This window comes from Escherichia sp. MOD1-EC6098, from assembly GCF_002965865.1.
GTDB classification, from domain to species: Bacteria; Pseudomonadota; Gammaproteobacteria; order Enterobacterales; family Enterobacteriaceae; genus Escherichia; species Escherichia marmotae.
In genome coordinates this window covers 1-12,750 of sequence record NZ_PTSN01000032.1, presented here as the reverse complement: position 1 = coordinate 12,750, position 12,750 = coordinate 1, and the positions used below count along the sequence as shown (strand labels likewise).

At 45.1% G+C, this 12,750-nt stretch carries 15 protein-coding genes and 2 tRNA genes; 7 read left to right on the top strand and 10 right to left on the bottom strand.

Annotated elements, in window-relative coordinates; all coding sequences use genetic code 11:
- Position 1: 1 nt before the first annotated feature.
- Positions 2–922: a drug/metabolite exporter YedA gene (gene yedA, locus C0K55_RS23260; RefSeq protein ID WP_001212246.1), complete on the top strand. Its 921-nt coding sequence runs from the start codon at positions 2–4 to the stop codon at positions 920–922.
- Here the strand turns inward: yedA and C0K55_RS23255 are convergent.
- The 4 genes from C0K55_RS23255 to drpB form a co-directional block, all read right to left on the bottom strand.
- Positions 911–1,381, bottom strand: a complete 471-nt coding sequence (locus C0K55_RS23255) for a very short patch repair endonuclease (RefSeq protein WP_000785975.1) — start codon at positions 1,379–1,381, stop codon at positions 911–913. The genes yedA and C0K55_RS23255 overlap by 12 nt on opposite strands.
- Entirely contained in the window at positions 1,362–2,780 is a 1,419-nt protein-coding gene (dcm, locus tag C0K55_RS23250) for a DNA-cytosine methyltransferase (protein ID WP_001157228.1), read from the bottom strand. Before dcm ends, C0K55_RS23255 begins: the two co-directional genes overlap by 20 nt.
- Positions 2,781–2,846: 66 nt before the next feature.
- Complete coding sequence (locus C0K55_RS23245; RefSeq protein ID WP_105266825.1) at positions 2,847–3,542, bottom strand: phosphohydrolase; 696 nt, start codon at positions 3,540–3,542, stop codon at positions 2,847–2,849.
- A gap of 39 nt (positions 3,543–3,581) precedes the next feature.
- The gene (gene drpB / locus C0K55_RS23240; protein WP_272897107.1) at positions 3,582–3,863 is read right to left on the bottom strand and encodes a cell division protein DrpB; all 282 of its coding nucleotides are present in this window, start codon (positions 3,861–3,863) and stop codon (positions 3,582–3,584) included.
- Between the two features lie 648 nt (positions 3,864–4,511).
- Between drpB and C0K55_RS23235 the strand changes: the two genes are divergently transcribed.
- The gene (locus C0K55_RS23235; protein ID WP_016248841.1) at positions 4,512–5,627 is read left to right on the top strand and encodes a porin; all 1,116 of its coding nucleotides are present in this window, start codon (positions 4,512–4,514) and stop codon (positions 5,625–5,627) included.
- Positions 5,628–5,715: 88 nt separating this feature from the next.
- Here C0K55_RS23235 and C0K55_RS26780 read toward each other — a convergent pair whose 3' ends face one another.
- Positions 5,716–5,874: a hypothetical protein gene (locus C0K55_RS26780; protein WP_172955709.1), complete on the bottom strand. Its 159-nt coding sequence runs from the start codon at positions 5,872–5,874 to the stop codon at positions 5,716–5,718.
- A gap of 728 nt (positions 5,875–6,602) precedes the next feature.
- On the opposite strand from C0K55_RS26780, the gene hchA reads away from it, so the two are divergent.
- Both hchA and C0K55_RS23220 read left to right on the top strand, forming a co-directional pair.
- Positions 6,603–7,454, top strand: coding sequence for a glyoxalase III HchA (gene hchA, locus C0K55_RS23225; RefSeq protein ID WP_000218188.1), 852 nt, complete (start codon positions 6,603–6,605; stop codon positions 7,452–7,454).
- A 304-nt stretch (positions 7,455–7,758) separates the two neighbouring features.
- Positions 7,759–8,817 (top strand): glycosyltransferase family 9 protein, encoded by a 1,059-nt coding sequence (locus tag C0K55_RS23220; RefSeq protein WP_105267002.1) that lies wholly within the window; start codon positions 7,759–7,761, stop codon positions 8,815–8,817.
- Positions 8,818–8,909: 92 nt separating this feature from the next.
- Here the strand turns inward: C0K55_RS23220 and C0K55_RS23215 are convergent.
- Together C0K55_RS23215 and mtfA are read right to left on the bottom strand one after the other, a co-directional pair.
- A tRNA-Asn gene (locus C0K55_RS23215) sits at positions 8,910–8,985 on the bottom strand.
- A gap of 100 nt (positions 8,986–9,085) precedes the next feature.
- On the bottom strand, positions 9,086–9,883 hold the full coding sequence (mtfA, locus tag C0K55_RS23210) for a DgsA anti-repressor MtfA (protein WP_001516583.1): 798 nt from the start codon (positions 9,881–9,883) through the stop codon (positions 9,086–9,088).
- A 93-nt stretch (positions 9,884–9,976) separates the two neighbouring features.
- Here mtfA and C0K55_RS23205 point away from each other — a divergent pair.
- From C0K55_RS23205 to C0K55_RS23195, 3 genes are all read left to right on the top strand, one after another.
- Positions 9,977–10,066 (top strand) — tRNA-Ser (locus C0K55_RS23205).
- A 216-nt stretch (positions 10,067–10,282) separates the two neighbouring features.
- Positions 10,283–10,771 (top strand): ImmA/IrrE family metallo-endopeptidase, encoded by a 489-nt coding sequence (locus C0K55_RS23200; RefSeq protein WP_096264073.1) that lies wholly within the window; start codon positions 10,283–10,285, stop codon positions 10,769–10,771.
- Positions 10,772–10,782: 11 nt separating this feature from the next.
- Positions 10,783–11,250 carry a hypothetical protein gene (locus C0K55_RS23195; RefSeq protein WP_096264072.1) on the top strand — a complete coding sequence of 156 codons (468 nt, stop codon included), beginning with the start codon at positions 10,783–10,785 and terminating at the stop codon, positions 11,248–11,250.
- A 34-nt stretch (positions 11,251–11,284) separates the two neighbouring features.
- Here the strand turns inward: C0K55_RS23195 and C0K55_RS23190 are convergent, their stop codons facing one another.
- From C0K55_RS23190 to C0K55_RS23180, 3 genes are all read right to left on the bottom strand, one after another.
- Positions 11,285–12,295 carry a tyrosine-type recombinase/integrase gene (locus C0K55_RS23190; protein ID WP_097455494.1) on the bottom strand — a complete coding sequence of 337 codons (1,011 nt, stop codon included), beginning with the start codon at positions 12,293–12,295 and terminating at the stop codon, positions 11,285–11,287.
- Positions 12,295–12,498, bottom strand: a complete 204-nt coding sequence (locus C0K55_RS23185; protein WP_000096344.1) for a DUF4224 domain-containing protein — start codon at positions 12,496–12,498, stop codon at positions 12,295–12,297. The genes C0K55_RS23190 and C0K55_RS23185 overlap by 1 nt, the downstream gene beginning before the upstream one ends.
- A gap of 58 nt (positions 12,499–12,556) precedes the next feature.
- On the bottom strand, positions 12,557–12,750 hold a 194-nt coding region (locus C0K55_RS23180; protein WP_001073668.1), incomplete at its 5' end, for a 3'-5' exonuclease.

Below are 12,750 nucleotides of genomic sequence, written 5' to 3'. Positions count from 1 at the left end.
TATGCGTTTCCGCCAGTTGTTACCGCTTTTTGGCGCACTGTTTGCGCTGTATATCATTTGGGGCTCAACCTATTTTGTTATTCGGATTGGGGTAGAAAGCTGGCCACCGTTAATGATGGCGGGCGTGCGCTTTCTGGCAGCCGGTATTTTACTAATGGCATTTTTACTGCTGCGCGGGCACAAATTGCCGCCGCTACGTCCACTGCTTAATGCCGCGCTTATTGGCCTGTTACTGCTGGCTGTCGGTAACGGCATGGTAACGGTAGCCGAACATCAAAACGTCCCTTCCGGCATTGCCGCCGTGGTGGTGGCAACGGTGCCACTCTTTACCCTGTGCTTCAGCCGCCTGTTTGGCATAAAAACGCGCAAACTGGAGTGGCTTGGCATCGCCATTGGGTTAGCGGGGATCATCATGCTCAACAGTGGCGGTAATTTAAGCGGCAATCCGTGGGGCGCGATCCTGATTTTGATCGGGTCTGTGAGTTGGGCATTTGGTTCAGTTTATGGCTCACGAATCACTCTGCCAGTGGGGATGATGGCGGGAGCCATTGAAATGCTGGCGGCAGGCGTGGTGTTAATGATCGCATCGATGATTGCGGGTGAAAAACTGACGGCGCTACCTTCTCTTTCGGGCTTCCTGGCGGTCGGCTATCTGGCGCTGTTTGGTTCTATCATCGCCATCAACGCTTATATGTATTTAATCCGCAATGTCAGCCCGGCCCTGGCGACCAGCTACGCTTATGTTAACCCGGTGGTCGCGGTATTGCTGGGTACGGGGCTGGGTGGCGAAACGCTATCGCGGATTGAATGGCTGGCACTGGGCGTGATTGTCTTCGCGGTGGTGCTGGTAACGCTGGGGAAATATCTCTTTCCTGCTAAACCCGTTGTCGCCCCCGTCATTCAGGACACATCAAGCGAGTAAATGAATCCCCAGAGAGTCGATCTGCGCGCTGGCACCCTCGCTGCAGATCCACTCTTCCAGACGCTCGGTCAGCGCCGCGTCCGTCAACTTCTCTCGCCCACGTAACGCACACTCCCAGACAATCAATACACGCCAGCCGAGTTCCTGCAATCGATTAATATCACGACGATCGCGCTCGACATTTTTACCTATCTTCTCCAGCCAGAACTCCGTTCGTGTGGCAGGAACTTTGAACAAATGGCAATGATGATGGTGCCAGAAGCAGCCGTGGGTAAATATCACGCAGCGATACTCATCGAGGACAAAATCCGGACGTCCGGGTAGACTGGCACCCTGAACGCGAAACATCAGCCCCTGTCCGGTTAACAGACTGGCCAGGCGCTTCTCGATTGCTGTATCGTGCGTGGCAATCGCGCGCATATTTTTGCTACGCGTGGCCTTATCGTGAACGTCGGCCATGTTGTGCCTCTTGCTGACGCAACGCTACCGCCTGTTTGATTTTTGGCTCGAGCAGTTTTGCCACCGCGGCAAAGACCGGTACGACTACCGAGTTGCCGAACTGGCGATAGGCCTGAGTGTCAGAAACCGGAATGCGGAATTTCGCTTCATGCGGCGCTTCAAAGCCCATCAACCGTGCGCATTCACGAGGTGTTAACCGACGCGGACGATGTTGCTGATTCTGCGGATCGTCAAAGTCTTTCTCACCTGTTGCCATATCCCAGCCGCGATCGATTAAAATTTCTGCGCCATCTTTGTAATAGCGGGCAGAAAGCGTGCGCGTGACACTTTGCGGATTGTTCGGATAAACCATCCCGTACCCGAAGCCGTTACCGCGCGCCTGATGTTTTTTCGCATAGCGATAGAGGTACTTCCACAGCACCGGCGTCAGAATATATTTCGCTTCGACTATCGGATCCAGCAACTCCGCCAGCGTCACTCGCTGCGCAGGGAAACAATCGCTGATATCACGCAGGGTAAAATCTTGCTTCAGATTAAGATCGCGACGGAAACCCACCAGCACAATGCGTTCACGGTGCTGCGGTAAAAAATGTTTGCCATCAATGATCTTCGGATCGTTCGGGCCATTATCTTCTGCATCGGCTACGTCATAGCCCAGTTCGTCCAGCGTCTGCATGATGATGCGGAACGTTTTGCCCTGGTCGTGACTTTTCAGGTTTTTGACGTTTTCAAGTACAAAAATCGCCGGACGGCGGGCGTCGATAATGCGTACCACATCAAAAAACAACGTCCCCTGGGTATCGCAGGCAAAACCGTGCGCGCGACCAAGTGAGTTCTTTTTCGATACGCCAGCCAGGGAAAACGGCTGGCAAGGAAAACCGGCCAATAAAACATCATGTTCAGGGATGTGCTGACGAATATGTGCCGCCGCTGCTTCATCGCTCACGCCCTCTTTATGGCTCAGGGTAATGTCGCGGATATCTTCATTAAAGTGATGCGTAGCCGGGTCGCAATAATGATTCGCTTTGTAGGTGCGTACCGCATGTTTATTCCATTCACTGGTAAACACGCATTGACCGCCAATCGACTCAAAACCGCGACGGATGCCACCAATTCCGGCAAACAGATCGATAAAACGAAACGCATAGTGCGGATGATGTGCAGGTGGTTTGGGTAACAACGTTTGCAGATGAGCGAACTCTTTCTCACTTAAACGGTGCCATGCCGAATCATTCGCCAGCGCACGTTTTAAAATCGCCGCGCTCCAGTGATTCTCACCCACACCATTAAGTTGCGCCACCAATGTTTTAACATCATAAATTTGCAGCAGTTTCTCCAGCATTGCCTGTGCGGCATTCCCGGTGCTGTATGAATCGGTTACTGATATATTTTCCTGCATAGATTTAACCGGCCATCTGAGATGGCCGACAGGTTAACATAATTACTTCAGTTTAGGGCCACGCGGTCAGCCTGCAGGAGAAAAGGCACGAATCACGTCATGATCCACACCTTCATTCTCGCCCGCCAGTTCAGCGCTGAGTTTAGCCATAAACTCCACCTGAAAACGGGCGTTGTGTTGCGCCAGTTGTTTACCTTTTGTCGTTTGCATGGTTTGCGGTAGTTTCAGCAGCTTAGTCTGGAAATGATCCAGCGCGTAGCGTTTATCATCAAGCGGGCGATGCTGCGCGAACGGGTCTTCACCGTCAAACAACGCCACACCCAGCGAGCCTGAGACCGCAAACACTCGCGCCAGACCAATCGCGCCTAAAGCTTCCAGCCTGTCTGCATCCTGCACGATTTTGGCTTCCGCCGTTAAAGGTGTAATTTGTGCGCTGAAACTGTGTGCCGCGATAGCATGGCAAATGGCGTCTATTTTCTCTGGCGGAAAATCGACAAATTCCGCACTTAAAATGCGACGCACCTCTTCTGCCGCCAGTAATGAGGAGCGCTGCCGTTGCGGATGATTTTTCGCCAGGCTCACAATATCGTGAAAATAACAGGCGGTTAAAATGACCAGCATATCGACGTCTTCATCTGACGCCAGTTTCTGCGCTGTCGCCCAGACACGACGAAAATGACACAGGTCATGGGCCACGTCCTGGTGCGTTTGATGGTTTTTAAACCAGTTTTCAAACTGTGCCTGCCAGTGTTGTAAATCCATACACGCTCCGCTGCAAATGAGTCGCAACCTTAGCAGTTTTTACTCATAGCGTCTGCTACGCACGGGTCGGGGTCGGGTGTACCACGCAATACCACCTAACAACGCTCCGACCAGGGCCATAAACAAAAATCCCACTAATGCCCCTAACCACTTTCCTGCGGTAGAGCCTAAATCACTTTCAAATCCCGACACGGGGGCATCCGGGATCCTGCTCATCACCCAAATGTAACGCGCCATTACCCAGACGAAATAGCCGCACCATGTATAGAAAGCCCATAAAGCCAGTTTGCCGCTAGGGCTGCGAGAAAGTCTCTCTTCCATCGTTGTCGAACCGTACTCCATTTTGAGATAACCCGGGAAATTCAGACTTAGCACTATTATGTGATAAAAGTCACATTTTTCCACATTAGTTGAGACAGTCAAGTCTCACTCATTTTTTGAACAAATATATAAATCTTAGCCAATGGCTATTATTTGCAGAAAAAACAAATAAGAAAGTATTTTCCTTTCGGCAGTGGATAATTAATTAATTCACATATTGAATATATTAGCACTGAATACAATTATACCTTTTTCGTTTTCTGTGTCATGATAACTCCGTTATTAGCCTTTATCGTCTTGTTTATATTTTTGGGCCGGCATGATGCCGGCTTTTTTTATGCCATTCATAATGTGCGCAAGATCACTCAGGGTCTTTGGTGCAACACTCATTGACACAAACTATCCTTCCGAAAAATCAATAATCTATTGATATACAACCATAAATGACATGAATTTTTGTATCTGAAATTCATAATTTTGAATTATATTAAATAAGATAGAAACATTTTGAAATCTTTTAAATATATTTGTTACATGTAATCCTTAAAATAAAATGAACTTCATAGAATAGTATCCAAATGTGCTTTTTTTTGGATAATGGCACTTATTGATATATTCATGAAGATTATAATCACAAGGGAATACATAATGAAAAGAAAAGTTCTGGCAATGCTGGTCCCGGCGTTATTAGTTGCTGGCGCAGCAAATGCGGCTGAAATTTATAATAAGAATGGCAATAAAGTTGATTTTTACGGCAAGATGGTTGGCGAACGCATCTGGTCGAACACTGATGATAATAACAGTGAAAACGAGGATACCTCCTATGCTCGTTTCGGCGTTAAAGGTGAAACTCAGATTACCAGCGAACTGACTGGTTTTGGTCAGTTTGAATACAACCTTGATGCCAGCAAGCCTGAAGGTTCTAATCAGGAAAAAACCCGTTTAACCTTCGCCGGTTTGAAATATAACGGATTTGGTTCTTTCGACTACGGTCGTAACTACGGTGTTGCCTATGATGCCGCAGCTTATACCGATATGTTAGTTGAATGGGGCGGCGATTCCTGGGCTTCCGCTGACAACTTTATGAACGGTCGTACCAACGGTGTTGCAACCTACCGCAACTCTGATTTCTTTGGTCTGGTCGATGGACTGAATTTTGCAATTCAGTATCAAGGCAAGAACAGCAATCGTGGCGTTACTAAACAAAACGGTGATGGCTATGCGTTGTCCGTAGACTACAACATTGATGGTTTTGGTATTGTCGGTGTTTATGGTAAATCTGATCGTACCAATGAGCAAGTTGCTGATGGAAACGGTTCAAATGCAGAAGTATGGTCATTGGCAGCAAAATATGATGCGAACAATGTCTACGCTGCTGTGATGTATGGTGAAACTCGTAATATGACACCGACATCAGTTAATACAGGCGGCTTCGACAAAGACGGCAACTCGATAATGCATGATCAACTGCTCAACGAAACTCAGAACTTTGAAGCAGTTGTTCAGTATCAGTTCGACTTTGGTCTGCGTCCTTCCTTAGGTTATGTCTACTCCAAAGGTAAAGATATTAAAGGCGTCCCAGGCCATAGATATGTTGACGCTGACCGCGTGAACTACATTGAAGTTGGTACTTGGTACTACTTCAATAAGAACATGAACGTTTATACTGCATATAAATTCAACATGCTGGATAAAGATGACGCGGCAATTACTGGCGCAGCAACTGATGACCAGTTTGCAGTTGGTATCGTCTACCAGTTCTAATCAGCCAACGCGCCACGGCACGTTACTGTAAAAACTCATCCAGCCTGAGTTCGTCCCTCATTGAACTCGGGCTTTTTTATCCCCCTCGTCAAATCACCAGCAGCGGCACTCTCAACCGCTGTAGCATGTCGACAAAACTCAATTCCTGGGTGACTCCCGGCACAATAACATCTGCCAGTTTCTGTTCAACCAGAGTCGCTAAACAGTGCAAAGCCTGATCACGTAGTGCATCTTTAAAACGATGCATGTCAGAAACATATCTACGCTCCAGGATTCTTACATATTCCGGAATAAAGCCAGGTAAATGAATATGCCCTGAAGAAACGTTAGCGAAAAACTACGCATAATAAAGCGATAGTTCCCTATCATCCCGAGAAAGACATTCACCGGAATAACAATATTTCAGTACATAGAAAACCTCTGAAAACATCTTAATATAAAAAAGACTATAAATTATTATTAATTTACCTGTTAAAGATTATAGTTATGCCTTAAATATTTGGTGCATTATATCTGCTGTAACCTTAGCCACTCCTCGCACACCTGTTTCTGGTTGCTACTGTAATTAGAGAATCTGATAGCATGTAATTAACCATATCTGTCATCAGTTAAGCTTAATCTGATTCATCATTTTTCCACGACTAACGGTTATACAGAACGGCTTCATCATTATTTTTTGCTAAAAATCTCATTTATGATTCTTACAGTCGCCCTATGTAACGAGAGTATGCAATCTCATCTTTTCTGAAAAATGAACTAAAATATATTGCTACGCTTTACGTTTTTTATTGCAAATAAGGTTGATTCGATGAGAACACTATTCGTTAACTGTGATGTATTTTCCCTGACGTGTTTAACGCAACCCTCTACCGCTTTAGGTATATTGACTCGTTTTACGTTCCTGGTTAAATATAGCATCCAGCTCAGTCGCGAATATAGTGACTAACCTACCGAAGTAACAATAAGGAATACACTATGACTGTTCAAACAAGTAAGAACCCGCAGATTGATATTGCTGAAGATAATGCGTTCTTCCCTTCAGAATATTCGCTTAGCCAATATACCAGTCCTGTATCTGATCTTGATGGTGTGGACTACCCAAAACCGTATAGCGGTAAGCATAAAATTCTGGTGATCGCCGCTGACGAACGCTATTTGCCGACCGATAACGGTAAACTATTCTCGACGGGCAACCATCCCATTGAAACGTTGCTGCCGTTGTATCACCTGCATGCTGCTGGTTTCGAGTTCGAAGTTGCGACCATCTCTGGCCTGATGACGAAGTTTGAATACTGGGCTATGCCACACAAAGATGAAAAAGTGATGCCATTCTTTGAGCAGCACAAATCTCTGTTCCGCAATCCGAAGAAATTAGCGGATGTTGTCGCCAGCCTCAACGCAGACAGCGAGTACGCAGCAATCTTTGTTCCAGGTGGTCATGGTGCTCTTATTGGCTTACCTGAAAGCAAAGAAGTTGCTACCGCTCTGCAATGGGCAATTGAAAACGACCGCTTTGTTATCTCTCTTTGTCACGGCCCGGCTGCGTTTCTGTCGCTCCGCCACGGTGATAACCCACTAAACGGTTATTCAATTTGCGCATTCCCGGATGCAGCAGACAAACAAACACCAGATATTGGCTATATGCCGGGTCATCTGACCTGGTACTTCGGTGAAGAACTGAAGAAAATGGGAATGAACATCATCAATGATGACATTACTGGCCGGGTACATAAGGATCGTAAACTTCTCACCGGAGACAGCCCTTTTGCAGCGAATGCGCTGGGCAAACTTGCTGCACAGGAAATGCTGGCGGCATACGTGGGTTAACCGGACATCACTTACGGTGTAATAAAAAAGTGGGGGTTTATCTCCCCCACTGAATAAACGAGAGATGTTCACCACCAGTTGTTGACGCTTTATCTCTTGTCTTACCTCCATTTTTGCATCAGCTTCATGCATTGAAGAATGCAATACAATCCTTTGTTGAAATAACAAGTATAATTCAAGCAAATCATTAACACATAAAATATAAGGACGTGTTATGTGGCATTGCGTTATTTATCGATTTTAGAAAACGACTATCTCTGATAAACTCCATCACGTTTTAACCAGTAGGGAAGCGAGGTTAGATATGTCGTTAACGTCAATTTTTAGACGCATTGCATTTAGCTATTATGATTATTCATGTGAAGATATTGATATTGCAAATACTGAATTTGCAGTCATTCACATTCCAGATCAAATTGGTGATGCAATGGCTATTTACCCAATAATTAGATCGCTGGAATCACATAAAATAAAACATTTATTAATTATCACATCTACAATTAATAAATCTGTTTTTGATGCGCTTCATCTTAAATACACCAAATTAACATTAGTCAGTATGACAATGCAGGACTATGCCAGCTTAAATGAAATAAAAAAACTGGCGAAAAGTATAAGAGAGCAACACGGTACACCAGATCTCTGTATTGAAGCGATGCGCAAGAAAAACTTGAAAACAATGCTATTCATAAGTCATTTAAAGGCGAAAACGAATTTACAAGTTGTGGGTTTAACGATGACATGTTATTCCCCATTATGTAAATCGGCATCAACAATGGATCAGTCTCTTCGAGCGCCAGTACCAATGACATGGGCTTTCATGATGCGAGAAGCAGGTTTCCCACCCGTCCCCCCTTTATTTGAATTACCGATCCACGAAGAGGTAATAGACGAGGTACATTATGAACTGGATCCATTGGGTTCTTACATCGCTCTTAATCTTGATGGCAGTGCCCAGGAAAGAACCTTTTCAGAAACAATAGCTCAAAAGCTAATAGCTATGATTAAAAATGAAACAAATATGCCAATTGTCATTGTTCATGGACCCAATGGTACTGAAAAAGCAGTAGAGCTAACCCAGTATTTTGACAATGTCTATCATTTATCGTTGGCTCCTTCAATAGCACGTTCTGCTGCCGTCATAAAAAATGCTTTTCTCGCGATAACGCCAGATACCTCTATTTTGCATATGACAAGTGCTTATAATGTTCCTGTCATCGCCGTGTATGCCGATTATAAAACACGCTGGCCTGCAATGGCAGATATTTCAGAGACAATTGTAGTAGGGAAAGAGATTGATCGCATCAATCTGGATGAATTCAGAAACACGGTGAAAAGAATTATCGTAAAAATTCAATCCTGATGTAATTATCAGATTTAAGAGATTTTAGATATGTCTGTTATGATTTGGCGCTAAATAGCAAAAAGCCTGCTTAAAGCAGGCTTTTTTGAATTTGGCTCCTCTGACTGGACTCGAACCAGTGACATACGGATTAACAGTCCGCCGTTCTACCGACTGAACTACAGAGGAATCGTGAGAACGAGGCGAATATTACTGAGTGGTGCAGCGAGTGTCAACACTAAAATTCACAAGCCATTTCAATCGGTTAATTAAGCAACAAAATTGATATTTAATGAACATCTGGTGCTGAATATGCGTCCCTTTCATTAGCATTTCGCAGTCTTTGCAGTGGATCCTGCTGATAAAATTGGCAGAAACGTTGCCACAGCGAGGGGAAGCGAGGCGCAAAAAGCTCCGGAGCACTAAAAAAGTATTCGGAAAGCACGGCAAAACATTCGGCAGGATCACTGGCAGCATAAGCATCGATGCTGGAGGCATTCTCCCCCACTAACTCAATTTCTTCCTGAATGTTATCCATCGCAGCGTGAAGATCGTGTTCCCAGCCCGCGACTTCGCGTAAAGAAATAAAGGGGACGCCACTGGCGCGATCGCCATTTCGGGTGTCCAGTTTATGTGCAACTTCATGGATAATCAGATTAAATCCCGAGGCATCGAAAGAATCCTGTATATCGAGCCAATTCAGCACGATGGGACCTTGCTGCCAGCTTTGACCTGACTGAACAATACGTTGATTATGAACCAGCCCTATATCGTCTTCCCATTCATCGTCTACCACAAATGGTGCCGGGTAAATTAACACTTCATGAAATCCATCCAGCCATTCCAGTCCCAGTTCCATAACAGGTAAGCAAAACAGCAAGGCAATGCGACCACTTTTCAATGCATCAAGTTCAACGCCTTGTAAAGGAACCAGTCGTTTTTGTTGCAAAAAACGTTCAGCCAGAGTGACTAATTTGTTTTGCTCTTGCTCAGTCAAACATGTCAAAAGAGGTATCGCCAAAGCTTCCTTCCACGGAATTGCATCATCATGGGCGGTTTCTTGTACTTTCCAGGGCCACTTAATCATCGTTTTGCTCGCAAACTCGTCACTTGAACAAAATTGCACGGACAGAGACTGTTAAAATGCCAAATTTCCTGGCATCATGGCAACAATCTGAACGGAGAGATGCCGGAGCGGCTGAACGGACCGGTCTCGAAAACCGGAGTGGGGGCAACTCCACCGGGGGTTCAAATCCCCCTCTCTCCGCCAAAATTCAAGCACTTATAAGTAATCTATGCCGTGATTAAAATCACACTTGGAATTACTTGGAATATTTTGTTGGAATATTTTTGTGCTAACATATGCAAAAATCCACTGTTAAAAGTGTCTTTTTGCGTTATGAACCTGGAAGGCTGAGTGTCTCCCGGGTTATATTTGTATACGATTTTTGTTAGCTAAATGTTTGTGCGTTGATCTGGAGGAGCTATGGCTACCAATCCGAGAGAACATGCCCGGCGAGTGCTGGAGACGTTCTGGCGTGGTCGGGACTTTCCTGTCGATCCTGCAAAAATCGCTAACGATATGGGGATTGATGTTTTTATTGGCAAATTACCGGGCAATGTGTCTGGGGCTTTGATCAAGCAAAGGTGTCAGGATCCCGCAATCTTTCTTAACGCAGATGATAGCAAGCCCCGGCAGCGCTTTTCGTGCGGACATGAACTCGGTCATTATATTGCCAGACTGGCAGATCAAAGTGACGTCTATGAGTACGCTGATTTTCGTGGTGAAGAATCCAGGAGTGGAACTGATCCAGATGAAATCTTTGCGAATCAGTTTGCTGCTGAACTTCTTATGCCTATAGATGAAGTAAAAAGACTGCATTCTCAGGGACATCCGAGCTATGTTATAGCACATCATTTCGGAGTTTCTGATGATGCGATCAATTTCCGTCTGAAGAATCTAAGGTTAGCCTGATACATTGAGTTATGCAGCACGAGAACGATTCTGATAATGAATTCAGGTTGTCGGTATTCGATACCCTAAAGGGAACGCTGAACCAACATAGACAGATGGCTGAAGAGGGGCGCGACGAACAGGCCTTTAAAAAAGATGAAGAGATCGAGAGTGAACATTTTGTCTATAGATCACGCACAAGGAGTGGCGCAGATCATTCCGATGTGACACAGGTTGGTTCGCTTGACCCTGAGCAACACAGAAAACAGCTCAGTAACAGAGATTTTGAAGGTGAGATTAAGTTAAAAAAGACCTATGGTATCTGGCTTTTGTTTATTCTTGCCATCCAGTTGCTTGTTATGAATGCGGTGTTCATTGTGGTTGGATTTAAGACACTGGAATTTGATGCCTTAACATTGCAGCTGTACATGGGGGGAACCTTAACAGAAGTGTTTGGGCTTGTTCTCGTAATCACGAAGTACCTCTTCAATCGAAAATAGCCCCATTGGTTGATTTGGGGCCTGTGCTATTTCATTACCCTTCTTTTTTGACTAATGGCAGATCCAGTGTTGGAGTGATTTTTGTTTTCCGGTCATAAACTAGCACTTGCGCCTCAGTCTTATGTCCAGAGAAAAGCTGTTTGTCCCGACTGCTTCCCTCATAATCTGAAATCCCTTTAGCCTTAAGATCATGGAAGGTGAAGTCGGTTAAAATACCTGAAATTTTTCCTGCGCGATTTCTTGCTTCCACCCACATTTCGTTAAAGCCTTTGTACATATATCGGTTGCCGTATTGATTGCTGATCACATAGGCGGATTTTGGTAACTGTTTTGCTTTTTCGACCGCCGCCTGTAATCGTGGACTCCATGCTTTTATCTGTTTTTTCCCTGTTTTCCCTTGCTGGATAAAGATCCCGTCGTTTCCAATCTGCTCCCATTTCAGCGATAACACATCGGAAACCCTCGCTGCACACAGATAGGCAATTTCCATTGCGATAAAAACAGGAAGAGGTGCAACGCTTAATACTGCCTGGTATTCTTTGTCGGTTACATATCGTTCGCGGTTTTTGGCCTTGAATTTACTTACACCTGCACATGGGTTAGCCTTCACGTACCCTCGCTCATACCCCCAACTGTAAACACGGGACATACTGCTTTTTTCATGGTTGGCTTGCGTTTTACTCTGCTCCCCTCTTTTGTCCATGTATCGACGGATGTGTTCTGGTTTTATGGAATCCGCTGGTACCTTACCGAATACGGCAAGCAACTTTTTTTGATGTTGCAGATAATCTTTTTGTGTTCTTGGACTAAGGTCACTGTAATAGGCGCTGGCGAGGAATTTTTCCCACAAGCGACCGAATGTCATTGCACGATCGCGATTATTTACAGTTTCCTCATACTTTTTCCATAAAGCAGCTAAACCATCCTTGATGGCGGTTAGTGTGACAGATTCTCTGGATGTTGGTTTCCATACATAACTATATTTATTTGGGTATACATTTGGAGGTAATTTTTCGTGTTCAGGATTTTTCCTTCGTCTTCCCATCAGATCGCACCAAAATTCGGCTCTACCTCGCGTGGTGGTAAAGTTTTATTGCAGGTAAATAGATCCCGGCTGACAATCGGTTTGCCACTACGATTGGTATAGAACGGAAGCCCGTTTTCCATTAACCATTTTCGCTGGTGGCTTGCATATTTGCAGCCCGTTAATATTAGCAATTCATCTTCGGTTAAAAATAAGCTGCTCATAGCTATATCTCATAACCGCCGCTAACTATATACGGTTAGCGGCAATTAGGGTTGAACATTAAAAATCAGCCTGACTCGGGATCAGTTTTTGCCAGATAGCTGAAACGTATTTTGCCTGGTAACGAGCGTCATCAAGTGCATTATGGCGCTCACCTTCGAATGGAATAGCCGTTCTGGCATCGAAGTCTATGGCTTTCCCCAGCTCAACGATTGTGCGTACATCGCGATCGTTGTAGTAACGCCACGGGCAGG